The 24,046-nt window shown below is 68.7% G+C and carries 27 protein-coding genes; 13 read left to right on the plus strand and 14 right to left on the minus strand.

The annotated features are described in order from the left end of the window. Positions 1-23: 23 nt before the first annotated feature. Genes ACFPJ1_RS33035 through ACFPJ1_RS33050 form a run of 4 tightly spaced genes read right to left on the minus strand, consistent with a single transcriptional unit; the run spans position 24 to position 4,153 of the window. Positions 24-836 carry a carbohydrate ABC transporter permease gene (locus tag ACFPJ1_RS33035; RefSeq protein WP_380110009.1) on the minus strand — a complete coding sequence of 271 codons (813 nt, stop codon included), beginning with the start codon at positions 834-836 and terminating at the stop codon, positions 24-26. Next, positions 836-1,786 carry a carbohydrate ABC transporter permease gene (locus ACFPJ1_RS33040; protein ID WP_380110010.1) on the minus strand — a complete coding sequence of 317 codons (951 nt, stop codon included), beginning with the start codon at positions 1,784-1,786 and terminating at the stop codon, positions 836-838. Before ACFPJ1_RS33040 ends, ACFPJ1_RS33035 begins: the two co-directional genes overlap by 1 nt. Before the next feature lie 6 nt (positions 1,787-1,792). Then, the gene (locus ACFPJ1_RS33045) at positions 1,793-3,088 is read right to left on the minus strand and encodes a sugar ABC transporter substrate-binding protein (RefSeq protein WP_380110012.1); all 1,296 of its coding nucleotides are present in this window, start codon (positions 3,086-3,088) and stop codon (positions 1,793-1,795) included. Positions 3,089-3,097: 9 nt separating this feature from the next. Beyond that, positions 3,098-4,153, minus strand: coding sequence for a LacI family DNA-binding transcriptional regulator (locus tag ACFPJ1_RS33050; protein WP_380110015.1), 1,056 nt, complete (start codon positions 4,151-4,153; stop codon positions 3,098-3,100). 115 nt (positions 4,154-4,268) lie between these two features. Here ACFPJ1_RS33050 and ACFPJ1_RS33055 point away from each other — a divergent pair, with 115 nt between their 5' ends. Next, positions 4,269-4,856, plus strand: coding sequence for a histidine phosphatase family protein (locus tag ACFPJ1_RS33055; protein ID WP_380110018.1), 588 nt, complete (start codon positions 4,269-4,271; stop codon positions 4,854-4,856). Here ACFPJ1_RS33055 and ACFPJ1_RS33060 read toward each other — a convergent pair. Next, the gene (locus ACFPJ1_RS33060) at positions 4,853-5,452 is read right to left on the minus strand and encodes a TetR/AcrR family transcriptional regulator (protein ID WP_380110020.1); all 600 of its coding nucleotides are present in this window, start codon (positions 5,450-5,452) and stop codon (positions 4,853-4,855) included. The two genes, ACFPJ1_RS33055 and ACFPJ1_RS33060, sit on opposite strands and share 4 nt — an antisense overlap. Before the next feature lie 88 nt (positions 5,453-5,540). On the opposite strand from ACFPJ1_RS33060, the gene ACFPJ1_RS33065 reads away from it, so the two are divergent. Then, positions 5,541-5,993: a DUF4267 domain-containing protein gene (locus tag ACFPJ1_RS33065; protein WP_380110022.1), complete on the plus strand. Its 453-nt coding sequence runs from the start codon at positions 5,541-5,543 to the stop codon at positions 5,991-5,993. Here ACFPJ1_RS33065 and ACFPJ1_RS33070 read toward each other — a convergent pair. Beyond that, positions 5,963-6,775 (minus strand): GNAT family N-acetyltransferase, encoded by an 813-nt coding sequence (locus ACFPJ1_RS33070; RefSeq protein WP_380110024.1) that lies wholly within the window; start codon positions 6,773-6,775, stop codon positions 5,963-5,965. The two genes, ACFPJ1_RS33065 and ACFPJ1_RS33070, sit on opposite strands and share 31 nt — an antisense overlap. A 44-nt stretch (positions 6,776-6,819) precedes the next feature. Then, on the minus strand, positions 6,820-7,224 hold the full coding sequence (locus tag ACFPJ1_RS33075) for an NUDIX hydrolase (protein WP_380110025.1): 405 nt from the start codon (positions 7,222-7,224) through the stop codon (positions 6,820-6,822). 80 nt (positions 7,225-7,304) lie between these two features. On the opposite strand from ACFPJ1_RS33075, the gene ACFPJ1_RS33080 reads away from it, so the two are divergent. The 7 genes from ACFPJ1_RS33080 to ACFPJ1_RS33110 all read left to right on the plus strand — a co-directional run bounded on the left by ACFPJ1_RS33080 (position 7,305) and on the right by ACFPJ1_RS33110 (position 13,361). Next, positions 7,305-8,186 (plus strand): PHP domain-containing protein, encoded by an 882-nt coding sequence (locus ACFPJ1_RS33080; protein WP_380110027.1) that lies wholly within the window; start codon positions 7,305-7,307, stop codon positions 8,184-8,186. After that, positions 8,183-8,800, plus strand: a complete 618-nt coding sequence (locus tag ACFPJ1_RS33085) for a MarC family protein (protein WP_132193567.1) — start codon at positions 8,183-8,185, stop codon at positions 8,798-8,800. The genes ACFPJ1_RS33080 and ACFPJ1_RS33085 overlap by 4 nt, the downstream gene beginning before the upstream one ends. A gap of 2 nt (positions 8,801-8,802) precedes the next feature. After that, on the plus strand, positions 8,803-9,699 hold the full coding sequence (locus ACFPJ1_RS33090; RefSeq protein ID WP_380110029.1) for a RecB family exonuclease: 897 nt from the start codon (positions 8,803-8,805) through the stop codon (positions 9,697-9,699). An 89-nt stretch (positions 9,700-9,788) separates the two neighbouring features. Next, on the plus strand, positions 9,789-10,628 hold the full coding sequence (locus ACFPJ1_RS33095; RefSeq protein ID WP_380110030.1) for an alpha/beta fold hydrolase: 840 nt from the start codon (positions 9,789-9,791) through the stop codon (positions 10,626-10,628). A 217-nt stretch (positions 10,629-10,845) separates the two neighbouring features. Beyond that, on the plus strand, positions 10,846-11,643 hold the full coding sequence (locus ACFPJ1_RS33100; RefSeq protein ID WP_380110031.1) for an ABC transporter permease: 798 nt from the start codon (positions 10,846-10,848) through the stop codon (positions 11,641-11,643). Then, positions 11,636-12,466 (plus strand): ABC transporter permease, encoded by an 831-nt coding sequence (locus tag ACFPJ1_RS33105; protein WP_380110032.1) that lies wholly within the window; start codon positions 11,636-11,638, stop codon positions 12,464-12,466. The genes ACFPJ1_RS33100 and ACFPJ1_RS33105 overlap by 8 nt, the downstream gene beginning before the upstream one ends. A gap of 4 nt (positions 12,467-12,470) precedes the next feature. Then, positions 12,471-13,361: an ABC transporter ATP-binding protein gene (locus ACFPJ1_RS33110; protein ID WP_380110034.1), complete on the plus strand. Its 891-nt coding sequence runs from the start codon at positions 12,471-12,473 to the stop codon at positions 13,359-13,361. 94 nt (positions 13,362-13,455) lie between these two features. On the opposite strand, the gene ACFPJ1_RS33115 is transcribed toward ACFPJ1_RS33110, so the two are convergent. From ACFPJ1_RS33115 to ACFPJ1_RS33125, 3 genes are read right to left on the minus strand one after another with little or no spacing between them, the layout of a single operon-like run. After that, positions 13,456-15,033, minus strand: coding sequence for a hypothetical protein (locus ACFPJ1_RS33115; protein WP_380110035.1), 1,578 nt, complete (start codon positions 15,031-15,033; stop codon positions 13,456-13,458). 59 nt (positions 15,034-15,092) lie between these two features. Then, entirely contained in the window at positions 15,093-15,404 is a 312-nt protein-coding gene (locus ACFPJ1_RS33120) for a hypothetical protein (RefSeq protein ID WP_380110036.1), read from the minus strand. Further along, positions 15,401-16,222, minus strand: a complete 822-nt coding sequence (locus ACFPJ1_RS33125; RefSeq protein ID WP_380110038.1) for a nucleotidyltransferase family protein — start codon at positions 16,220-16,222, stop codon at positions 15,401-15,403. Before ACFPJ1_RS33125 ends, ACFPJ1_RS33120 begins: the two co-directional genes overlap by 4 nt. A gap of 201 nt (positions 16,223-16,423) precedes the next feature. Here ACFPJ1_RS33125 and ACFPJ1_RS33130 point away from each other — a divergent pair, with 201 nt between their 5' ends. Further along, the gene (locus ACFPJ1_RS33130; protein ID WP_380110039.1) at positions 16,424-16,939 is read left to right on the plus strand and encodes an RNA polymerase sigma factor; all 516 of its coding nucleotides are present in this window, start codon (positions 16,424-16,426) and stop codon (positions 16,937-16,939) included. Continuing rightward, positions 16,936-17,985: a hypothetical protein gene (locus tag ACFPJ1_RS33135; RefSeq protein ID WP_380110041.1), complete on the plus strand. Its 1,050-nt coding sequence runs from the start codon at positions 16,936-16,938 to the stop codon at positions 17,983-17,985. Before ACFPJ1_RS33130 ends, ACFPJ1_RS33135 begins: the two co-directional genes overlap by 4 nt. Positions 17,986-18,041: 56 nt before the next feature. Here ACFPJ1_RS33135 and ACFPJ1_RS33140 read toward each other — a convergent pair whose 3' ends face one another. Together ACFPJ1_RS33140 and ACFPJ1_RS33145 are read right to left on the minus strand one after the other, a co-directional pair. After that, the gene (locus ACFPJ1_RS33140; RefSeq protein ID WP_380110043.1) at positions 18,042-18,899 is read right to left on the minus strand and encodes an alpha/beta fold hydrolase; all 858 of its coding nucleotides are present in this window, start codon (positions 18,897-18,899) and stop codon (positions 18,042-18,044) included. Continuing rightward, entirely contained in the window at positions 18,896-19,150 is a 255-nt protein-coding gene (locus ACFPJ1_RS33145; RefSeq protein WP_380110046.1) for a hypothetical protein, read from the minus strand. The genes ACFPJ1_RS33140 and ACFPJ1_RS33145 overlap by 4 nt, the downstream gene beginning before the upstream one ends. Before the next feature lie 189 nt (positions 19,151-19,339). Here ACFPJ1_RS33145 and ACFPJ1_RS33150 point away from each other — a divergent pair, with 189 nt between their 5' ends. Continuing rightward, the gene (locus ACFPJ1_RS33150; protein WP_380110048.1) at positions 19,340-20,098 is read left to right on the plus strand and encodes a ParA family protein; all 759 of its coding nucleotides are present in this window, start codon (positions 19,340-19,342) and stop codon (positions 20,096-20,098) included. A gap of 1 nt (position 20,099) precedes the next feature. On the opposite strand, the gene ACFPJ1_RS33155 is transcribed toward ACFPJ1_RS33150, so the two are convergent. After that, on the minus strand, positions 20,100-21,002 hold the full coding sequence (locus tag ACFPJ1_RS33155) for a DUF4349 domain-containing protein (protein WP_380110050.1): 903 nt from the start codon (positions 21,000-21,002) through the stop codon (positions 20,100-20,102). Between the two features lie 161 nt (positions 21,003-21,163). Further along, positions 21,164-22,948, minus strand: a complete 1,785-nt coding sequence (locus ACFPJ1_RS33160) for a DEAD/DEAH box helicase (protein ID WP_380110051.1) — start codon at positions 22,946-22,948, stop codon at positions 21,164-21,166. 384 nt (positions 22,949-23,332) lie between these two features. On the opposite strand from ACFPJ1_RS33160, the gene ACFPJ1_RS33165 reads away from it, so the two are divergent. After that, the gene (locus ACFPJ1_RS33165) at positions 23,333-24,022 is read left to right on the plus strand and encodes a ferritin-like fold-containing protein (RefSeq protein WP_380110054.1); all 690 of its coding nucleotides are present in this window, start codon (positions 23,333-23,335) and stop codon (positions 24,020-24,022) included. The last annotated feature ends 24 nt before the right edge of the window (positions 24,023-24,046 follow it).

A 24,046-nucleotide genomic window follows, 5' to 3' on the forward strand; every position in this document is an offset into this window, starting at 1 on the left:
GGGTTATTTGAATCCGGTACCGGCTACTTGAGTCCGGTGATGGCGATGCCTCGTGTGACGTGGCGCTGGAAGACCAGGAAGATCACCAGCACCGGTACGACGACCACGACCGCGCCGGCCATCAGCAGGCCGTAGTTCTGCGCGTTCTGTCCGGTCGAGTACAGCGCCAGGGCGACGGGCAGGGTGTACATCTCCTCGGTCTGGGCGATCACCAGCGGCCAGAGGAAGTTGTTCCAGGAGCCGAGGAAGGTGAGGATGCCGAGGGTGGCCAGGGCAGGCCTGGTCAGCGGCAGCATGATCCGGGCGAAGATGCCGAGCTCGCTGGTGCCGTCCACCCGGCCGGCGTCCATCAGGTCGTCCGGCAGCCCGGCGAAGAACTGCCGCATCAGGAAGACGCCGAACGGCGACACCAGGAACGGCAGGATCAGGCCCGGATAGCTGTTCGCCAGCCCGGCGTTGGTGACGAGCACGAACAGCGGCACGAACGTGACGACGCCCGGGATCATCAGGGTGGCCAGCACCAGCACGAACAACGCGTTGCGGCCGCGGAAGCGCAACTTCGCCAGCGAGTAGCCGACCATCGAGCAGAAGATCAGGTTGCCCGCGGTCACCGCGATCGCGACGATCGCCGAGTTGAGGAAGTACTGCGGGAAGTTCGCCTTGCTGAACAGGTCGTCGTAGTTCTGCGAGGTAGGTGCCTCGGGCAACCAGGTCGGCGGGACCCGGAGCAGCTCGCCCTGGGTCTTGAAGCTGCCGAGGAGCATCCAGGCGAACGGTGCCGCCACGGCGATCAGGCCGAGGACGGCGATCAGGTAGATCCACCAGGTGCGGCGCATCACTTCTCCCTCAGCAGCCGGAACTGGATGAAGGTGACCACGGCGATGACGACGAACAGGATGTAGCTCATCGAGGTGGCCAGCCCGTAGTTGCCGAAGCCGAACTGCTGGTACGTGTACATCGACACCGAGATGGTCGAGTTCAGCGGACCGCCCTGCGTCATCACCAGCGGCTCCTCGAAGAACTGCAGGTAGCCGATCCCGGTGGTGACGCTGGTGAACAGGATGGTCGGGCGCAGCAGCGGCAGGATCAGGTACCGGAACCGCTGCCAGGAGCTCGCGCCGTCGATCTGGCCGGCCTCCTCGACGGTGTGCGGGATGCCCTGCAGACCGGCCAGGAAGATGATCATCGCGGCGCCGAAGTTGCGCCACATCGCCATCACGATCAGCGACGGCATCGCCCAGGTCTTCGACGCCAGCCAGTTCGGCCCGTCGATGCCGACCCAGGACAGCACCGTGTTCAGCAGCCCGGAGTCAGGCGCCAGCACGAACCGCCAGATCACCGCGATCGCGACGATCGAGGTGATCACCGGCAGGTAGTACGCGACCTTGAACAGGCTCTGGAACTTCTTCACGCCCCGGTCCAGCAGGACCGCCGCCGCCAGCGCCGCGATCAGAGCCAACGGCACCCCGACGATCACGAAGTACGCCGTGTTGAACGCGGCCTTCTGGAAGGTCTCGTCGGACAGCGCCCTCACGTAGTTGTCGATCCCGACCCCGTTCACCGCGAACGGGGTGCGCAGATCGCGCTGCTTCATGTCGGTGAAACTCATCGCGAGCGAACCGAGCACCGGCCCGGCCGTGAAGGCGAGGAAGAGCGCGACGAACGGCAGCGCCAGCAGCCAGGCGGCGGCGGTCTGGCGGTTGACCGAGCGACTGCGCGACCGCGGTGCCGGGGGACCGGCCGGGCGAGTGCGCCCGGCCGGTTCCTGCAGAGTGGCGGACGACATCGACGATCAGCCGCCGGTCCCGATCGACGTGGCCTTGGTCTGGATCGCCTTCGCGGTGTCGGCGGGGGACTGGCCGGCCTTGACCATCTTCTCCACCTCGGCGTCGAAAGCGGTCGCGACCTGCTCCCAGTTCACGATCGCGGGCGGCGCCTTGGCGTCCTCGAGCTGCTTGCCGAAGACCGGCAGCAGCGGGTCCGAGGCGATGCTCGGGTCCTCCCACGCGCTCTTCACCGCGGGCAGGTCGGTGGACAGCTTGAACCAGCTGGCCTGAGTCTTCGCGTCGGACAGCCACTTGACCAGCTTCCAGGCGCTGTCCTTGTTCTTGCTGTCCTTGAACACGACGAAGTTGCTGCCGCCGACGAAGGAGGTCGCGGTCTTGTTCTTCGGCAGCTGGAAGACGCCGATGTTCGGCTTGATCTTCTCGCCGCCGAGCTTGGCGATCGAACCCGCCATCCACGGACCGGAGATGAACATCGGCACCTTGCCGCTGACGAACTGCGCCTCGGTCTGGTTCGGCGGCAGGTCGGTGCCGGCCAGCTTCTCGGTGAAGAAGCTCTGATAGTACTTCAGCCCCTCCTGCATCTCCGGGGTGTCGAAGGTGAACGCCTTCTGGTCCTCACCGGTGATCGCGGCGCCCGCGGACCAGGAGAACGGCATCACGGTCTGCCAGGAGCCCGTGCCACCCGGCTGCAGATTGATCCCGTACTGCGCGCCGGCCTTGTCCTGCATCGCCTTGGCCATCGCCTTCAGGCCATCCCAGTCGGTCGGGGGCGTGGTAATCCCGGCCTTGGCGGCCAGGTCCTTGCGGTAGTACACCACCCGCGTCTCGACGTACCAGGGGACGCCGTAGTTGGTGTCGCCCACCTTGGTGGTCTCGTTCGCGCCCTCGAAGAAGCCGGACGTGTCGAGGCCGGACGGGGTCGGGTCGAGCGCGTCGAGGTCGGCGAACTCACCCATCCAGGTGGTGCCGACCATGGCCGCGTCGGGCGTCGACCGGGCCGTGATCGCGGTGGTGAACTTGTTGTGCGCGGCGTCCCACGGGATCGGCGTGATCTTCACCGTGACGCCGGGGTTGGCCTGCTCGAACTCCTTGGTCAGCTTGGGCAGGTTCTCGCCCTCGGTGCCCATGGCCCAGACGGTGATCTCGCCGGTCGCTGGGCCGCTGTCGACGCTGGTGGAGGCCTGCGGCGCCGCGTCGGTGGAGTCCTCCGAGCGGCCGCAGCCGCTCAGCGCGAGTGCGGTGGCCAGGACGGCCGCGCCGCCGATCACCAGTCGGCGTCGTCGGGTGGTCTGGGTGATCATTGTTTCTCCTCAACCGGTTCTTGTTGCCGTTGTCTCTGCTTCCCCCGGTCCTGTACCGCAGCTCTCGCGCAGTACAAGCTGTGTCGCCAGAACGTCGTTCCTGGCCCGGGTACGTTCCCCGGTGATGCGTTCGTGCAGTCTCTGGGCGGCCAGCCGGCCGAGCTCGGCCATCGGCTGCCGCACGGTGCTGAGTCCTGGCGACACATACCGCGCCGCCATCACGTCATCCCACCCCGTCACCACGATGTCCCCCGGTACTGCGACGCCGCCCTTCGCCAGCGCCTTCAACACCGCCAACGCCAACTCGTCGTTGGCACACACCAGCCCGTCCGGCCGTGCCCCTCCGGTCTTGGTTGCGTCTAGCAACTTTGTGGCGAAGGTCGTTCCGGCGTCCTCGGTGAGGGGGACCCGCTCGGGCTCCGGCACCTTGAGCTTGTGCGCCTTCACGGCGGCCGAGAAGCCGGCGTAGCGCTCGGAGACGTCGTACGAGCTGGCGGGGTCGCCGACGAACAGCAGGTTGGTCCGTCCGTGGTCGAGCAGCCGGCTGGTGAGTTGCTCCGCGCTGGCCGCACTCTCACTTCGGACCGAGTCGCAGCCGGTCACCGGGGGATGGGCGACCAGCACCACGGGCACGTTCGCGCGGCGCAGGTCGAGCACCGCTGGCAGGTCCAGGGCGTTGCCATGGACAACGATCCCGTCGACCCGGCCGGCCAGGTCGCGCAGACTCCGCTGGGGCTCCGGGTTCCCGTGCGTGACGGTCAGGATCACGCTCTGGCCGTGCTCGCCGGCCCAGCGCTCGTAGCCCATCAGCAGGTCGCCGTAGAACGGGCCGGCCAGGTCGGGCAGCACGAGCCCGTGCGCCTCGTGACGTTGCACCGCGAGGCTTCGGGCGGCTCGCAGTGGCACGTAGTTCAGCTCGTGCGCCGCCTGGTCGACCCGGGCCCGTGCCTTTGCCGACACCGGACCGGTCCCTTGCAGGACACGCGAAACCGTCGCGATCGACAGCTTCGCCAGCGCCGCGACGTCGTAGATCGTCGCGGGCCTGCCGGTCGGTCCGGACGGCATCGGGAGGTCCTTTCCGGTCAAAATGGAAGCGCTTACAGTTTGCGACCCTGCCTTGTCCGGACCCGATCGGTCAAGGGCTCGCGCACCTTCGGCCACGATCTGCGACGATGAAACCGTGACCACCCACGGACAGTCAGCGGAACGCGAGGACCAGCTTTGGCTGATCCGCCACGGCGAGACCGAGTGGAGCAAGTCCGGCAAGCACACCTCCTGGACGGATCTTCCGCTGACCGGCGACGGTGAGCGGACGGCCGCGTCGTTGAAGGAGCGGCTGGCCGGTCACCAGTTCGACCTGGTGCTGACCAGCCCCCGCCAACGGGCGCGCCGGACCGCCGAGCTGGCCGGCTTGCCGGACGCTGTCGTCGACGAGGACCTGGTCGAGTGGAACTACGGCGACTACGAAGGCGTGACGACAGCGGAGATCCGCGAGACGGTGCCCGGCTGGACTGTCTGGGACTTCCCAGTGCCCAACGGCGAAACCCCCGCCAAGGTGACCACCCGCCTCGACCGCGTCGTCGCCCGGATCGCGGCGGTCGACGGCGACGTCCTGGTCTTCGGCCACTCCCACGCCCTCCGCGGTCTGACCGCCCGTTGGCTGGAGCTCGAAGTCACGGAGGGTCGCCACTTCGTCCTCAACACAGCCACCATCTCCACCCTCGGCTGGGAACGCGGCTCCCCAGCAATCCTGAACTGGAACACCTAACCCACGATCAGCCCCACCAGGACCTCCACGCGCTCCTGCTGGTGGGCCTGCCGGAGACGCGCTCCTGCCTGCAGGGTCGCCAAGCCGTGGAGCGAACTCCAGAACAGCTCGGTGAGGGTCTCGCCGTCTGTGCCGGCCCGGGCGAAGGGCTCGACAGCTTCACGGAACGCGGCGAACGCCTCCCGCAGGCTGGCTGGGATCTCTCCGGTGGCGAAGGTCAGTTGGGTCGGTCGCACGAACATCGCCTGATAGAGCGCGGGGTGCTCGGCCGCGAAATCCAGGTAGGCCTCAGCCACCGCGCGCAGCCCCTCCGAAGCTGACTTCTCTCCAGCCCTAGCCGCGGCTTTGGCAGCCGATCGGGCCTCCGTCAGGGCAGTCGTCAACTCTCCGAAACCTTCGAGCGCGACCGCGGCGGCGATGGCGTCCATGTTCTTGAAGTGGCTGTAGAGGACGGGCTGGCTGTACTCGACCCGGTCGGCGAGCTTGCGCGTCGTCACCGCGTCCCAGCCCTCGGCTTCGGCGAGCTCGCGCGCCGCGCTGACGATCAACTGGCTGCGCTGCTCACGAGCCTTCTGTTTCCGCTCCTGGACTGGCATGACCCGACACTAGCACTGCTAGACAATCTAGCGGCAGCAGTGCTAGCGTCGCTAAAAACCCTAGCAACGCTAGAACTGGAGCAATCTGATGACCAAGCGCCGCCTGACCACCGTCTTCACCGTCGTCCTCGGCCTCGCGCCGATCTCCTTCGGCCTGCGGTTCCTGCTGGATCCGCACGGCGCCGCGAGTGGTTTCGGCATCGATCCCTGGCCGACCGGCAACGAGGCCGGCTACTTCATCGTCAAGGCCGTCCGCGACATCGTATGCGGCCTCAACATCCTGGTCCTGCTGGCGCTGGGGCAGCGTCGCGCGACCGGGGTGGTGATGGGCCTGGCCGCGATCATCCCGGTCGTCGACATGGTGGCCGTGCTCACCCACGGCGGTTCGGTGGCCACCGCGCTGGGCATCCACGGCCTCACTGCGGTGATCGTCGCCATCGCCGCGGTCGTGCTGCTGCGCGAGCGCCCGGAAGCACCCGCCGATCAGCCCGCCCTGGTTGCACCCGCCGATCAGCCGGTCCGAGTCGGGGACCACTCGTAGAGGTCGATCGTGCAGTACTCGCGGAACCCGAGTCCGGCGTACACGGAGCGTCCTGCCGGCGACGACCCCAGTACGCCGTACCGAACGCCGGTGCTGCCGGTGTCGCGGGCCTCGAGGGCGTCCTGCAGCGCGGCGCGGGTGATCGTGGCGCCGATACCGCGTCGCCGCGCCTTGGGGACGGTCATCACGAAGTAGACTCCGGCGACTCCGGCGGCGAGGTAGATCGTGGTCGTCGCTACCGGTTCACCGTCTAGCCGGCCGAGGTAGTGCCGCCACGGATCCTCGAGGCCGAGGCGCCGATAGACCTCACCGACCCAGCGGGCCTCCTTGACGCCTTCCCCGAACCCCCGGCCCAACGTGTCCACCCAGATCCCGAGGTCCTGCTCCGTCCGCACCCGATCGACCCGCAGGCCCGTCGTACGGGCGGGATCGGCGAGTTCGGCGAGGTCGACGGCCATGCCTGGCTCGCTACCGCCGTGGGTGAAGCCGGCCGCGAGCAAGCGCTCGCCGAGGTCCGCCGGGCGCATCGAGGGGCCGACGTGCCAGCTGCCGGGGACGTCGTGGTTCTTCAGCTTCTGCAGCGATTCGGCGATGATCGCGTCCGCTGTCCGAGCGGTGAGATCAGCCGCGACGACGGCGTTGTGGTAGTCGATCGGCGATCCACCGATCGTCCAACGGACCCCGGCATCGTCCCGTTGCCGTCCACCGCCGGCCGCGCCCATCGCCATCAGCAGTTCGGCCACGTTCTGCTCGATCACCCGCACCAGTTCAGCGTTGTCCATCCCTGCAGTCTCCCGCCGACCCGCTGCTCGCACGACTCATTTGCTCACCCGGGCAGGGCGTTCCACTGGGCCAGGGTGGAGGCGAGCAGGGTGGCGGTCGGGAGGTTGTTGAACTCGTCGTGGTTGACGAACCGGGCATCCGAGGCGTCGTCACCGGCCGCCAGGACGCCGCCGACCTGGGCCGCCTGGTAGTCGCGGATCACGTAGAGCTTGCCGTTCGGGCCGTCGCGCTCGACCTCGCCGACGAACCGCCCGACGATCACCTCGAGCCCGGTCTCCTCGGCCACCTCGCGGGCCACCGCGGCCGGATCGTCCTCGCCCGGCTCGACCCGGCCGCCCGGCAGCGACCAGAGCCCACGACCCGGCTCGTTGGCCCGCTGAACCACCAGCAGCCGGTGCTGTTCGTCGTACACGAGAGCTCCGACACAGTCGACGCGGTCCACATCCATGTGGAGAACGATAAGGACCGGGAGTGCGCACGGATAGCATCAGCGCTGACAGTTGTCCAGAGAAGGGATCCCGATCACTCGTGCTCATCGACCTGCACACCCACTCGAACCGCTCGGACGGCACCGATCCGGTCGACGTCCTGATCGCACATGCGAAGCGGGACGGCCTGGACGTGATCGCGCTCACCGATCACGACACGGCCGACGGCTGGGGCGAGGGCCGGCGGGCCGCCGAGGACCTCGGGATCGGCTTCGTGCCCGGGATCGAGATCTCCTGCAAGCTGAACGGCATCAGCGTGCACCTGCTCGGCTACCTCCTCGACCCGTCCTACCAGCCGCTGGCCGCCGAGCTCGCCACCGTCCGCGACGGCCGCACCGACCGGATCCCGTCGATCGTGGCCCGGCTGAACGGCATGGGCGTCGCCCTGACCGTCGACGAGGTGCTGGCGCAGGCCACCGGGACGCCGTCCGTGGGCCGCCCGCATGTCGCCGACGCGCTGGTCGCCAACGGCACGGTCGCGAACCGCGGTGAGGCGTTCGACCGGTTCCTGGCCGACGGCCGCCCCGGGCACGTGTCGCACTACGCGATCGAGCCGGGCCGGGCGATCGACATCGTTCGCGCGGCCGGGGGAGTGCCGGTGATCGCGCACCCGTGGGGCCGCTCCAGCTACAGGGTGATGACCGAGGAGATGATCGCCCGGCTGGTCGCCGAGCACGGCCTGGCCGGGATCGAGGTCGACCACCAGGACCACTCGCCGCAGTCCCGGGTCGCGCTGCGCGGGATCGCCAACGAGCTCGGCATCATCTACACCGGCTCCAGCGACCACCACGGGATCGGCAAGATCGACCACGACCTCGGTGTGAACACCACCGAGCCCGAGCAGTTCGCCCGCCTCCTCGAGGTCGCGAAGCTCAATGCCGCGGCCAGCTCGGCGAACGTGCCCGAGGCCTACCTGCCGTGAACGATGTCATCAACCTGTCACTGCTCAGCTCGGTCTTCGTCACACTGTTCGTGATCATGGACCCGCCGGGCACCGTGCCGGTGTTCATCTCGCTGACGGCCGGGCAGTCGCGGGCGGTCCGGAAGAAGGCCGCCTGGCAGGCGGTGCTGGTCGCGTTCGGCGTGATCGTGGTGTTCGCCGCCTTCGGTCAGCAGATCCTGAGCCACCTCGGGATCACCTTGCCCGCCCTGCAGGCCGCGGGTGGTCTGCTGCTCCTGCTGATCGCGTTGCAGTTGCTGACCGACACCGCCGAGGACCCGGTCCAGACTAAGAACGTGAACATCGCCTTCGTCCCGCTCGGTACTCCGCTGCTGGCCGGCCCGGGTGCGATCGTGGCCACCATGGTGTTCGTGCAGCGCGCCGACGGGTCGCTGCCGGACGTGGTCGCGATCTCCATCGGCATCGTGCTGATCCACCTGGTGATGTGGCTGACACTGCGCTTCTCCGGCGTGATCATGCGCATCCTCGGGGAGAACGGTGTGCTCCTGGTCACCCGGATCGCCGGTCTGCTGCTGAGCGCCATCGCCGTACAGCTGGTCGCGGATGCGGTCACGGACTTCATCGAGGCGAGTTGAGAATGAACGACATGCTGCCCGGGATGCCGACGAGGTTGTTCGTCGCGACGCCGACGAAGCTGCTCAACTTCACCGACTGCAAGCGCAAGTACCGCTACACCTACCTGGAGACGCCGCGCCCGCCGAAGGGCCCGCCGTGGGCGCACAACACGGTAGGTGCCGTGCTGCACGAGTCGCTGGCCGAGTTCTGGCGGTGGCCGGCTTCCCGGCGTACGACGGTCGAGGCGATCGGCAAGCTGCGCACCAGTTGGCGGCACGAGGGATTCCGCGACGAGCGGCAGTCACTCGACTGGCGGGAGCGCTCGGTCGAGATGCTGAGCACCTACCTGGACCAGATCGACCCGTACTTCGAACCGCGCGGGGTGGAGCGCACAGTCGCGTTCACCACAGAACGGGCTAGCCTGCGCGGCCGGGTGGACCGTATCGACGAGCGCCCGGCCCGGGACGGTAACGGCGGGACCGAGCTTGCCATCGTCGACTACAAGACGGGGCGGCGGCCGCTGACCAGCACGGACGCCAGGTCGTCGCTCGCGATGGCGCTCTACGTGCTTGGCGCCCGCCGAGTGCTGCACCGGCCGTGCACCCGGGTCGAGCTGCACCACCTGCCCACCAACACCATCGCCGCCGCGGACCACGACGACGCCTCCCTGGCGCGGCACCAGCGCCGGGCCGAGTCGATCGCGGACGACGCGGCTGCCGCCGAGGCCCGCTGGCACGAGGGGCTCACCCCAGCTGAAGCCGACGAGGTCTTCCCGCCGGAGCCGTCCGCGCTGTGCGGCTGGTGCGACTTCGCCCGGATCTGCCCCCAAGGCCGCCGGGTCGCCCCACCCCGCGACCCCTGGGCCGCCCTCGAAGACCCCCAGGCCTTCACCGACCCCGACGTCGCCGAGGCCGGCTGACCGGGCGTACCAGCGGTATGTGCGCGGCGTACCAGCGGGGGAGACCAAGCTGAGGTCACCGAACGTCGTTTGAGGACCAGGGGTGACCGATGACCGCGAAGACCGTGAACAAACTGGCCGTGCCGGGCGCGACGCTGCACTACGAGGTGACCGGATCCGGTCCCGTCCTGCTGCTGATCGCGGGTGGATATGCCGACTGCGGAGTGTTCGACGGGATCGTCGGCCAGCTCGCCGCGGAGTACACCGTGGTCTCGTACGACCCCCGCGGCAGCTCCCGAAGCCCGTACGACGGTGCGCCCGTCGACGAGCGAGTGGATCGTGCTGCGGGGGACGCGCTGACTCTGCTCGACGAGGTGGCGGGGGACGAGCCGGCGTACGTGTTCGGCAGCGGGACCGGGGCGATCGCTGGGCTGGAACTGATCACCCGCCAACCCGACCGGGTGCGGATGCTCGTCGCGCACGAGCCGCCGTGTGTGGAGGTGCTGCCGGACGCGGAGACGTCCCGGGCGTACTTCGAGGACGTGCACGCCACCTGCGCCGCGGACGGCGTGGAGACGGCTCAGCGACTGTACGAGATCGGCACCGGGCTGGACGAGGACGACCTGCCGGCGCCGGAGGACCTGCGGCCGGAGTTCCGCGAGGTGATGGCGCGGATGGATGCGAACGCGGAGGTCTACTTCACGCACAAACTGTTGCCGTTCACCCGGTACCAGCCGGATCTGCTCGCGCTGGAGCGAGTCGCGCACAAGATCGTGCCGGCCGCTGGGGTGGACGCCGCGGCGCATCTGCCGGCGCAGCCGATCAGCGTGATCGCCGACTACCTGGGCTGGCCGGTGGTCAGCTTCCCCGGCGGTCACGGCGGCTACGCAAGCCACCCGGTCCAGTTCGCGACCCTGCTCGCCAGGGTTCTCGAGGCCGAGATCAGCTGAGCTCTCCCCGTTCGCGGCGGCCGGGTGGTATTGCGGTTGACGCCCGGCCGCGGACCGGCGTACTGTCCGTCTCCTTCCCTTGACAACGGCACGTTCGTCGTGCCGCCACAGTGGTGTCCGAACCCCCGGGTCCTGACGGATCCGGGGTAGTTTTGCGTGCGCCACGACCGGCGCGGCGACCTTCGGACACCACCTCGAGTGTGCGAAGGAGGTAGCGGTGGGGGTGTACTGGGCGATCGCGGTGCGTTCGTTCCGCCGGTTCTCGACGTACCGGATCGCCACCTTGTCCGGCGCGTTCACCAACACGGTGTTCGGCTTCATCTTCTGCGGCGTCTACCTGACGCTGTGGCACACCCGGCCCGGCCTCGGCGGGTACGACGTGTCCGACGCGCTCACCTTCGTCTGGCTCCAGCAGGGGTTGCTCGCGCCGGTCGGCATCTTCGGCGCGACCACGACCGTCGAGCTGGGCGAGCGCGTCCGCAGCGGGGAGATCGCGGTCGATCTCTACCGGCCGACCCACCTGATGCTCTGGTGGTTGTCGGTGGACGCCGGCCGGGCCGTCTTCCAGTTGCTCGCGCGCGGCGGTGCTCCGCTGATCGTCGGCGCGCTGGTGTTCGACCTGAACTTCCCGTCCTCGCCCACGCAGTGGCTGGCGGTGGCCGTCTCTGTGGCGCTCGGCATCCTGGTCAGCTTCGGCATCCGGTACCTCGTGGCGCTGTCAGGGTTCTGGATCACCGATTCGCGCGGGGTGGAGAGCATGGCGCTGGTGCTGTCGCTGTTCTTCTCCGGCGCGATCCTGCCGCTGGTGGTGTTCCCGGGGTGGGTCGGCGAGGTCGCCCGGGCGACTCCCTGGGCGGCGACCCTGCAGGTGCCGATCGACGTCTGGCTCGGGCGGAATCCGGGCGGGGTGGGATCGGCGCTGGCGTTCCAGCTGGTCTGGATCGTCGTCCTCGGGCTGGCCGGCCGGATGGCCACCGTGCTCGCGACCCGGAAGGTGGTGATCCAGGGTGGCTGAGTCCACTTCGTTGCGCAGGGCAATGGCCTGGCCCGGGCAGTACGGGATGCTGGTGATGATGTGGATCCGGTCGTCGCTGGCCTACCCGGCGTCGTTCGCGTTGACGCTGGTGAGCACCATGCTGATCACCGCCACCGACTTCGCCGCGGTGGTGCTGATGTTCAGCCACATCGAGTCGTTCGGTGGCTTCAGCCTCGGGGAGATGGGGCTGCTCTACGGCACCGCGTCGATGACGCTGGGACTCGCGGATCTGGCCACCGGGTCGATCGAGCGGATCGGGCAGCGGATCCGGACCGGTGAGCTGGACGTCTGGCTGATCCGCCCGGTGCCGGCCTTCATCCAGGCGGTCGCGGACAACTTCGCGCTGCGCCGGCTGGGCCGTCCGCTCCAGGCGGGTCTCGTGCTGGTGATCGCTCTCGGCCACATCGAGCTGGACTGGACCGTTGCCAAGGGCATCGTCCTGGTGCTGTCGATGCTGACCGGCTCGATCATCTTCGGCGCGATCTTCGTGCTGGGCGCCGCCTTCCAGTTCATCTCGATCGACTCGGCCGAACTGGCCAACTCGTTCACCTACGGCGGGCAGCAGCTCACGCAGTACCCGCTGTCCATCTTCGGCAAGGACATCGTCCGCGCCGTCACCTTCATCGTCCCGCTGGCCTTCGTGAACTATTACCCGGTGCTCTTCGTGCTGGGCAAGCCCGCCCCGCTGGGGCTGCCGTCCTGGATCGGCCTGCTGGCTCCGGCGGTCGCCGTCGCGATGATCGCGCTGGCGTCGCTGGCCTGGCGGGGCGGTCTCCGTCGTTACCGCAGTACAGGGAGTTGAGCAGATGAGCGTCATCGAACTGGAGAACGTGTCTCGCGCCTTCACCGTGACGAGTCGCACCGGCGTGCGGCGTACCAAGCGGGAGGTGCGCGCCGTCGACAACCTGTCCTTCACCGTCCGCCGGGGCGAGGTGGTCGGCTACATCGGCCCGAACGGCGCCGGCAAGTCCACCACGATCAAGATGCTCACCGGCATCCTGGTCCCGTCCGGCGGCACGATCCGGGTGGCCGGCGTCGACCCGTCGCGGAACCGGATGAAGCTGGCCAAGCGGATCGGCGTCGTCTTCGGCCAGCGCACCACCCTCTGGTGGGACCTGCCGCTGAAGGACTCCTTCGCCGTCCTGCAGAAGATGTACGGCGTACCGCGCGCGCGGCATGCCGAGAACCTCGCCACCTTCGTGGAACTGCTGGACCTGGGGGATCTGCTCGACGTACCGGTCCGGCAGTTGTCGCTCGGCCAGCGGATGCGCGGCGACATCGCGGCGGCGCTGCTGCACGACCCGGAGATCGTGTATCTGGACGAGCCGACGATCGGCCTCGACATCATCAGCAAGTCCCGGCTGCGGGAATTCCTTGCCCAGGTCAACAAGGACCGGCAGACCACGATCATCCTGACCACCCACGACCTGGACGACATCGAGGCACTCTGCTCCCGCGTGATGGTGATCGACCACGGCCACAAGGTCTACGACGGCACCCTCACCGGCCTCCGCTCCAGCCAGTCGGCTCCCCGAACCCTTGTCGTCGACCTCGCCGCATCCCTCCCACCCATCACCATCGACGGAGCCACCGTCACCAAGGTCGACGGCCCCCGCCAGTACCTCACCTTCCCCACCACCACGAGCGCAGCCCCACTGGTAGCCCAGATAGCCGCCACCTACCCCTCCAAGACCTGACCATCGCCGAACCCACCATCGAATCGGTCATAGCCCGCATCTACGCGAGCCCAGCCCCCGTCACGGATTGAAGCCGGCGACCCTGGCGAGGACCTCATGGTTGGTCGCCGAGGGGGTGAGTTCCGGTGTGGTCGACGCGGAACTTGAAGCCGTACTTGGTGGTCCATTCCAGGGCGCCGTCGTCCAACCGGCGAACCCTCCAACCGCCGTGGGTCTTCACCCGGTGGCTGTAGCGCCGCAGCGGGGTGAGGTTGGTGGTGCTGGTTTGGCCCGGTGGTCCGGTGCCTCTGAAGTCGAAGGGTCGGATGTGGTCGAGGTCGGTGCTGTCAGTGGTTTCGGCGGTGCCGTAGACGAACTGCTCGACCGGGTGGGTGAGTTTGACGCGTTCGCGGATCCGTCGCGGGATCTCGTAGGCGTCGACGTTGATCTTGTCGTTCAGATCGATGACGGGCTTGACGATGATCTGGTCGTGACTGAGGAGTTCTTGCAGGTGGGCGGCGTAAACGGGGCCGAAGCGTTCGACGCGGGTCACGCCTCCCCCGGCGAGCAGGGTCTCGTCAGTGACGTGCACGTACAGCGTCGTCTGGGCAGGCTTCCGCCTGGTGGCCCCGATCTTGCCGGTGTTGTAGGCGGCCTGCTTGATCGCGGCCAGCCTGCCGGCCAGTTCGCGCCGTGCCGCCTCGTCCATCCCGCGCCCAGGCTGGGAGTCCCGCCCGGGCTGAGCATGCGGGGAGAGGTCACTGCCCTGATCGTGTATCCCGGACGGATGCTGGCCGGTCGAGCCGGTCGAGCCGGTGTCGTCGAACGGGTCGTCAGGGTCGCTGGTGGTGGTGAGGTGTTGAGCGACGGCGAGGAGTTCCCGGGTCAGTTCGGGGTCGGCGATGATGCCGATGGCCTTCGCGCGGCGCTGGTCCAGGGTGTCGGTGTCGCCGAGTTCGGCGAGGGCGTCGGCGATCTGGCGGATGGTGGCGTTGAAATGGATCACGTCACCGGTGGCGGCCTTCACGAACAAGGTGGTGGTGCCGTGCTCATCGGTGCGGCCGGCCCACACACCCCGTTCCCTGGCCTTCGTCTCCGCGGCCGCGCGGGCGGCTTCGGGGTCGGCCTGCCACAGTGCGGCCCTGACGATGTTGGCCAGTCGCAGCGGCGGGATCGAGTCGACGATCCCGGCAACCTTCCGGTCCACGATCGCGGCAGCCTCCATCGAAAGGTGAAGACAGGCCGTGGCGATGGTGCAGGCCTTCCAGGCGGTCGCGTGCTCGGACTCGACCTGGGCCCAAATCCGGGGGAACCGATGCCGCAATGCCAGCGCTTGACCCATCAAGGCCGCCGCGGACCCCTTCGACCGACCGATCACCGCCCCGAACTCCGCCGGAGCGAACTCCGCCACCCCCGGACACCCCGGCCCGCCGTACACAAGGCCACGTTCGCCACCCGGAACGGTCTCGCCACCCGAGATCATCGCCGGATCGGGATGCAGATCGGCGAAGCGCTGCGCAAGCCGCAGCAGATCGACCTCGATCTCGAGCTTCATCGCGTGCAACCGCGCGGCCGAGGCGAGCGTCTCGGTCGCGCTGAGCTCACTGACTTCACAGTCGAACATGTGTTCGATATTACCGTGGCTGACAGCTGGAGTGCAAACCGCGAAGTGTGCGGATCTCCTTATCCACAAGGGGAAACGCCAGGCTTCGTAGGGCTGTCAAGTGAGTAAGCGCCCTCGTCGGGGCGATGTCAGGGATTGAACCCGGCTGCCATGGACAGAACCTCAGTGGGGTCGAGGGCTTTGTCGTCGGCGCGCCACTCGGACAGGGCTTCGGCGTCCTCGGTCTCGTCGAAGGGGTCGATGCCGTCCGCGATCAGCCTGCGTGCTTCGGCGCTGCCGATCTCCTGGTACGTGAAGTGGCGTTCCAGGTAGAAGTCGTTGCGCAAGGCATTGTTGTCGTGGAACTTGCCGGTGTTGGGGACATACCCGTACATCGTCTCGTGGGCCAGCGCCGCCACCCAGACAACCTGCTCGTCTTCCTTGACCAGGTAGAGCTTCATCGGCCGATCCCGTCGCTTCTCGTGGGCGTCGGTGCCTGCGGCGCGCCCCGATTGTCTGAGCTCCGGACGCCGTCCGGAGCGTTCGCTGGCTTGCGGTGGTCACTGTAGTTGCTCACGGCGACCCGCAGGCCTCCCAGTTCGGTGAGAGTCCCGATGCCGGGTGGCTCCTGCAAGGTGGCCGAGAGCCGGACACATTCCTCCCGTGCCGCCAAACGCTCCTCGGGAGACGACCGGGCGTCGCGCTCGATCTCGTACCACGGTCTGGTGGCGTCCTTGACCTGCATCGACGCGACGGAGTGGAACTGGACCTCGACCTGATCGTCGGAAGGTGTCACGAAGTAGCCGTGGATTCCCTTGTAGCGCGATCCTTCGGTGTAGGACTGCTTGGCATACCGGATCTGCCAGCCGGCTCGACGCAACTCGTCGCAGGTCTCACGGGCAGCGTCGACGAGAGTGTCGGGGGCCTCCGTGAATGCGGTGTACCGCAGCAGATCGTCCGGTGGATGCCGCCGCTTCGACCGTTGCAGGTCATGAAGTTTCCGAGCCAGCGAGTCAGGCGACTTGATCCTGCATTCCAGTCGGTGGGCGGAGGCGCTTGGTGGCATCGCCGCCAGGAATTGGGCAGTGATTCTTGGCTCAGTGCTGATCGTCCGCTCCAGCAGTCGCAGACTCTCAGCGGTCGCTTTGGCGCCGTACAGCTGGGTGATCTCAGCTGTGGACGGCAACTGCTGATCCCAGCGGACCGGCGTAGACCCGCTCGAGAAGCGGGCAAGTAGCTCGGAGGGGGCGGGCAGGTGCTCTGGGCCGGGCGGCGGCATGCGGTCCCCCTGGGGCGTTGGGTTCTTTGACCGTAGTCAGCGGAGTGGAGTCTGTGGGGTGGGTTTTCAGGATCTGTGGATAAGTGCGGGCCGGGATTGTGATCGGATTGTGGGGGTGGTCGGGGTGGGACGTCGGGGGGGCGGGGTCGTTGAGTTGCGGGAAGGGGCCAACCGGATGGGGGTTCGGAGGGTAGACAAGGTATGTCGACGATGATCGGGGAGCCGATGCCTGCGCCGGCGCCGCCTGGTGACGGGGCGGGGTTCGTGGAGTGGGTGCGACCGCACTTGCCGGCGATGGCCCGGCTGGCGGCGCGGCTCGCGGTCGGGGTCGACCGGGACGATGTCGTGCAGGAGTCACTCGCGCGCGCCTGGATGAAGCGCCACCAGTACGACGGCAAGCGCGGTACGGCGTCCGCGTGGTTGCTGGCGATCACGGCGGACCAGGCCCGAAAGGCGACCAGGCGGTTGCGGCCGGTCGCCGAGCTGGAGGAGCACGACGCCGCGGACGCCCGGCCTGACGTCGAGGCCCGGGTGGACGTGGATCAGGCGCTCACCGCGTTGTCGGTGCGGCAGCGGCTCGCGGTGGACTGCTACTACTTCGCCGACCTGTCGATCGCCGACACCGCGGCGGTGATGGGCTGCTCCGAGGGCACCGTCAAGTCAACTCTTTCCGATGCGCGGGCCCGCCTGCGCTCCTTGCTGGAGGTCAGCGAATGAATCCGACCGACAAGGTCGACGACCTGCTGGCGAAGGCCGGCGCGCAGTGGCGCGCAGACCAGCCGTCCGCGCCGGAGCCGGATCTCGACCGGATGCTGCATGACAAAAGGCCCCGCCGGTGGGTACCGGCACTGGCGGCCGCGAGTGTCGCCGCGATCGCCACGGCGGCGCTGATCGTGCTGCCGGGCGGCAGCGAGCCCTCGGTCGCGCCGTCCACCGACAAGCCGGCAGTTGCCAAAAGCAACGATAGCGACCCGGACTCGCTGCTGGTCCGCAACGGCGACAGGGTGGAGATGTCAGGTGAGGTGATCGCGGTGCCGGGGAAGTCGCCGATCTACTGCGCTCCGCACGCGGAAGTCGCGATCGGCTATCCACCGGGCAAGGAACCGGCGCCGACCTGCTCGGCCGACATCTCGGTCAGGCTGATCGGTGTCGACCTTGACCGGCTCACCGACGCGTCGACGATCAAGGGAGTGCGGAGCGGGCAGGCGCGGCTGGTCGGCATTTGGCAGGACCGGACCGTCACCGTTCAGGAGCAGACCGCCCCCACGGTGGTGAAGGCGACGCCGAGCCCGCGCAAGGACGCGGTGCCGTGCCCGGGGCCGTCCGGCGGCTGGCCGTTGATCTCGAGCAACATCGACCGTCCGGAGGTGAGCCAGTGGCTCGCAGCCCGGGCCGGCCAGATCGACAACCCGGCCCTGCTGTACCCCGAGGGGGCCGGCCGGACGAAGCCGATGGTGGTCAGGATCGGCGTCGCGCACGGCGACCTCGACACCTTCCGCCGGGAGTTCGAGAAGGTCTACCAGGGCAACCTCTGCGTGGTCCAGGCGACGTACAGCCAGGAGGACGTCGAGAACATCCAGAACGCGCTGATGTCGGCATACGACCAGAAGCTCGGCCTCACCGGCTCCTCCGGCCCGGGCCTGGAAGGTGGCGACAAGATCCACCTGAGCCTGCTCGTGTTCGACGACAAGACCCGCGCCGCCCTCGCCCCGATCGGCCTGGACAAATTCGCCCTCAACCCGGCCGTCATCCCCCTGCGCTGACTGCCCGAACGTCCGAAGAACTGACGGCTATAGCGCTCGGTTCTTCGGACGCAAGCTCAGCGGTCGTGGAAGAAGTCGACCAGCATCCGGGCGGTCGCCGCGGGCTGGTCGATCGCGGGGGAGTGGCCCGCGTCGGCGACCATCTGGGCGTTCACGCCGAGGATGTCCGCCATCTTGTCCTGGATCGGGATCGGCCAGCCGTCGTCGGTCTCGCCGTACATCACCTGGGCCCGCACGCCCGACTTGGCCAGATGCTCGGTGCGGTCCTCGGCGTCCATCAGCCGCCGGGTGATCGCGGCCAGGCTGGTTGGCACGTTCCCGGTGAACCGCTTGCGCAGGAAGGCCGCGATGTCCGCGGCCGGCGCGACGTACCGGGGGTCCTTGCTGTCGTGCTCGAGCTTGAGGTCGTACACCTGCTCGATCGGCAGGTTGTCCAGCCCGAAGGCGAGCATCTGCAGACCCTGCCGCTTCGCCTCGTCGCTGAAGGCGCCGGGCCCCGAGCACATCAAGGTGATGGTGGAGAACACGCTCGGGTCGGCCAGCACCGCCTCGCGCGCGACCAATCCGCCGAACGAGTGCCCGACCAGCTGGCTGTAGCCGCCGAGCGCCTTGCTCATCGCCACCACGTCCGCCGCGAGCGCCGGCAGCGTGTACGCCGCGGGGTCGGCCGGGCCGGGCGTCTCGTACTGGCCCCGCTGGTCCACCGCGACGGTGATCCAGCCGTACCGCGCGAGGTGGTCCACGAGCGGGGTGAAGTCCTCCTTGCTGCCGGTCCAGCCCGGGACCAGCAGGACCGTGCCCAGCGGCGTACCGATGTCCGGCTTGCCCTGCAGGGTGGCGAAGGAGCCACGTTCGGTCTCGAGTGTCACGGGGTGGACCCCGTCTGGCAGCGTCAACGTGCGCGGCGTACTCACGAGTCCACGGTAACGGGTACCTCGGCCTGCTTCGGGCTCCGGAGCAGGGTTGCGGTGGTCACAGCCAGCACGGCGAGAATCCCGGCACTGACCAGAGCAGCAGCCTGTACTCCGTCCGTGTACGCGCCACGGGTGAGTTCCAGCAGCTCCCGCGCGAGGGGACCGGGCAGGTGCTCGGCGACCGCGACCGCACTGCCCAGCGTGTCCCGGGCCTCACCTGGGACCCCGACGGGCAGGGTCTGCTCGGTCACCTGGCCGCGGTAGATCGCAGTGACCAAGCTGCCCGCCACCGCGACGCCCGAGCCACTCGCGGCGGCCTGCCCGCGGGGTCCGGAGTTGTTCGTCGGTGTCCATGCCGACCATTCTGTAACTTCAACGACACTTGAAGTCAAAGATCGCCCCGATGGGGTCGCCGGGCCGCGGTGCGGCACAATGTGCTCGTGCCTCGCACACTCGCGGTTGCCAACCAGAAGGGCGGCGTGGCCAAGACGACCACGGTTGCCTCGCTCGGCGCTGCCCTGGTGGAGCTCGGTCAGCGGGTGCTGCTGGTCGACCTGGACCCGCAGGCGTGCCTGACCTTCTCCGTCGGCATCGATCCCGAGGACCTGGACAAGTCGATCCACCACGTGCTGCTCGGCGGGGTGAAGGTGCAGGACGTGATTGTGGCGTCCGAAGAAGGCCCCGACCTGGTGCCGGCCACCATCGACCTGTCCACCGCGGAGGTCAACCTCGCCGCCGAGAGTGGTCCCGAGCACCTGGTCCGGACCGCCCTGAGGCCGGTGACCTCGCAGTACGACTGGATCCTGATCGACTGTCCGCCGACCCTGGGGCTGCTCACGGTGAACGGGTTGTCGGCGGCCTCGGAGGTCCTGATTCCCTTGCAGTGCGAGACTCTCGCGCACCGCGGCGTCGGCCAGTTGCTGGACACCATCCACGATGTCCAGCGCCTGACCAACCCCGGGCTAGAGGTGCTCGGCGTCCTCCCAACCCTGTACGACGGGCGCACCAACCACGCGCGGGCGGTGCTCGAGACGATCGCCGACACCTACGCGCTGACCGTGCTCGCCCCGGCGATCCCGAAGTCCATCCGGTTCGCCGAGGCCCCCGCGATCGGGCAGACCATCCTGAGCACGGCACCCCGTTCGACTGGAGCCAACGCCTATCGCGCGCTGGCTGCCGCCCTGCTCGAGTCGCGCTGACTCACCCCCGGTCGGGCGGCACGGCGGCCGGCGTACGGCGAAGGCGGCCGCGGAACTTCCACAGCGGGATGCCGATCAGCGCGAGCACGATCAGGAAGGGCAGCAGGGCTCCGAGCACGGCCGACAGCGCGAAGAACGTCGCGGTGAAGGCGTCCCACCCGCCGCGCAGACCGGCCAGGAAGCCGCGATCCTCCTTCTCCACCACGGGAGTCTTGCCCTTCTCGGCCACGGTCAGGCTGAGCGTCGCGAGTTCGGTCTGCAGCGACAGGTTCTTCTGCTTCGCCAGCAGCGACTCGAGATCGGCCTCGCGCCGGGTCAGTTCGGTCTCTACCGAGACGATCTCGCCGATCGTGTTCGCCTTGGCCAGCAGCGTCCGCATCCGTTCCAGGCTGGCCCGCTGCGAGCCGATGCGGCTTTCGACGTCCACCACCTGCTCGGTGACGTCGCTCGATTCCTGGTGGATCGCGGTCCGGGTACCCAGTCCGGACAACCTGTCGATGGCCGTCTCGTACGACGCGGTGGGCACCTTGAGGACCAGGCTCGCCTGCGTGATCCGGCCTTCGGCGTTGCTGCCGGTGTCCTCGGAGGCCACCTGGCCCCGTAGGCCGGTGATGACGCCGATCGCCTTCTGCCGGGTGGAGTTCACGTCCTCGGCCTCGACGCTGAGGGAGCCCGTCTTGATGATCGCGCGGGTGACCGTCGGCTGCTCCGCTGCGGGGGCGGGCTTGGCGTCCTTGCCGGCGGAGCCCTCGGACCCGCCCGAGTCGGCCTGCCGAGGGGCCGCCGCACCGTCGGCCGCAGTACTGGACTCGCCGCTGCTGCCGGAACCGCTGCAGCCGGACAGCAGAACGGCCGCGGCCAGGATCACTCCTGCTGCCGCGGCCGAGATACGTGTCGTCGTCATCGCCACACCCTTCCCTCCACGATGGTTGTCGTCGTGGCTAGGACGGGTCGGCGGTGGCGGGTGTTGCGGGCCGACGGTCACCGTTCAGGCACGGACGGGCGACGAACTGGTCTCGCCCATCCGCGGCATCCCCGGACGGTGACGCGCCGACTACGCGCCGTTCACTCCGGCGCGGTGAACGTCGGCATGACCGCGCTCGGAGCCTGCTGAGGCTCGTCGCTCGCCGCCTTCTCAACGCGCTTCTCAGCGGTCTTCTCGACAGCCTTCTCCGCGGACTGCGGTGCGGCCTCTTCCGAAGCCTTCGCCCTCGACGTGCGCTTGCGGGCCCGCCGCTTGGTCGGCGCCGTCTCCTCGGTCGCCGCCTCGGCGGTGGTCGTCGGCTCGATGACAGCCGTCGGCTCGGCAGACCTCTCGACAACTGGCGACTCGGCGGGCTGGCTGACGGACACGTCCGCCTGCTGCTCCGCAGCGTCCTCGGTCGTGCGACGGCGACGGGTGCGCTGCCGAGGCTTGCGCTCTGCCGGTGCCTCCGCTGCCTCGGTCGACGACTCGGCCGTCGGCGGTACCGCGGTCTTGGCGGTCACGTCGGCGTCGGACTTCTGCTCGACCGTTTGGCCGCCCTCGGCCGACTCGCCGCCGCCTTCGAGCGGCTGGCCGGCCCGCAGCCGCCGCCGGTTGCGGTTGGGCCGCTTCCGGGCCGGACGCTCGCTGCGCTCACCGGCCTCGCCGTCGGTGGACCCACCGGTGGACTTCGCCTCGACGTCACCGGACCGGGTACGCCGGGCCGGCTTGTCGCGGGCGGGCTTGTCTTCCGGCTCGCGGGCCGGTTTGATCCGGCCCTTCGCGCCGGTCGGGATGCCGAGGTCGTGGTAGAGCTCAGGCGAGGTCGAGTAGATCTCCTGCGGCTCGTCGTAGGGCAGGTCGAGCGCCTTGTTGATCGTCTTCCAGCGGACCAGGTCCGGCCAGTCGACGAACGTCACGGCGATGCCGCTCGCCCCCGCGCGGCCGGTCCGGCCGATCCGGTGGATGTAGGCCTTCTCGTCTTCGGGGCAGGTGTTGTTGATGACGTGCGTGACGCCCTCGACGTCGATGCCGCGGGCGGCAACGTCGGTACAGATCAGCACGTCGATCTTGTCGCCGCGGAACCGGGTCAGCGCCCGCTCGCGGGCCTGCTGGTTCAGGTCACCGTGGATCGCGGCGGCCTTGAAGCCCCGGTCGATCAGGTCGTCGGTGAGCCGGGACGCCTCTCGCTTGGTGCGGCAGAAGATCATCACCCGGCCGCGGTCGTCGGCCTGCAGGATCCGGGCCACCACCTCGGGCTTGTCCAGATCGTGCGCGCGGTAGACGAACTGCGCGGTCGTCGGCACCATCTCGGTGTCCTCGTGGGACTCCGCCCGGATGTTCAGCGGGTGCCGCATGTGGGTGCGGGCCAGGCCGATCACGGCCGACGGCATGGTTGCCGAGAACAACATGGTCTGGCGCAGCTCGGGGGTTTTGCGCAGGATCCGCTCGACGTCGGGCAGGAAGCCGAGGTCCAGCATCTCGTCGGCCTCGTCCAGCACCAGCACCTTGATGTGGCTGAGGTCGAGCACGCCGCGGTTGGCCAGATCCAGCAGCCGGCCCGGCGTACCGACGACGACGTCGACACCGGTCTTGAGGGCGTCGAGCTGCGGGTCGTAGGCGACCCCGCCGTAGATGGTCAGGATCCGCACGGTGCGCACGGTGGAGGCGGTCTCGAGGTCCTTGGCGACCTGGATGGTGAGCTCACGGGTCGGGGTGACGACCAGCGCTTGCGGCTTGCCGGGCGCGGCCAGCTCCTCGTAGTCGGCCTCGCCGGGGGAGATGGTGCGCTGCAGCAGCGGGATACCGAACCCGAGGGTCTTACCGGTACCGGTCCGGGCCTGGCCGATCAGGTCGGTCCCCATCAGCGCGACGGGGAGTGTCATCTCCTGGATCGGGAAAGGCTCGATGATGTTGACGCGATCGAGCGCGTCGCAGATCTCGGGCAGGACCCCGAGCTCTCGGAAGGTGGTCAGGCTGATCGCCTCTCACATGCTTGTGCGGACAGTTGCAACAGTGGCCGGGTGGGCGTGGCTGCCCTACTTTTCACGGCGCGGGACACTGTGCAAGCGGCTCGCACCAGCTGCCCATCTGGGCGCGTCACCGGCGAAACACCGTCCAGTGTAGCCGGAACGGCCGCCACGACCGCCTCGTCGCTTCGCGGTCCGGCTTCCCTCGACAGATAGTGTGCCGCTCATGACCGAGCATCGCGAGGGAATCAGACAAAATAGTCCGACTTGGAGCCTCGCGAACACCGCAGCGAAGCGAGGATGTTCGTGAGTGAATTGACGGCCTTCGATGATCCCGCCTACCGGGCCGCGGCGGTGGATCTGCTCGGAGTTCTCGCGTACGGCGAACTGACCGCGTTCGAGCGGATCGCCGAGGACGCCAAGCTCGCCCCGACCCTCGATGACAAGGCCCAGTTGGCCCAGCTCGCGACCACCGAGTTCGGCCATTTCGTGCAGTTGCGGGACCGCCTGGTCGCGCTCGGAGTGGACCCGATGGACGCGATGCAGCCGTTCGTCACCCCGCTGGACGCGTTCCACGACCACACGGCGCCGTCGGACTGGCTCGAGGGCCTGGTGAAGGCGTATGTGGGCGACGGTCTGGCGAACGACTTCTACCGCGAGGTCGCGGCGTACGTCGACGCGGAGACCCGGGCGCTGGTGCTCGAGGTGTTCGCGGATTCCGGCCAGGCCGAGTTCGTGGTGGACCGGGTGCGGGCCGCGATCGAGGAGGACCCGAAGCTCGGTGGCCGGCTCGCGCTCTGGGGCCGCCGGCTGGTCGGCGAGGCGCTCAGCCAGGCACAGCGGATCGCCGCGGACCGAGACCCGCTGGCGGCGCTGCTGGCCGGCAGTGTCGACCGCCCGGGCCTCGACCTGGCTGCGATCGGCCGGATGTTCACCCGGCTGACCGAGGCCCATACCGCCCGGATGAACGCCCTCGGCCTGCAGGCCTGAAAAGCAGAGCGGCCGCCTGCCCCG

Origin of the sequence: Kribbella qitaiheensis (assembly GCF_042657745.1) — a bacterium.
Classification (GTDB): domain Bacteria; phylum Actinomycetota; class Actinomycetes; order Propionibacteriales; family Kribbellaceae; genus Kribbella; species Kribbella qitaiheensis.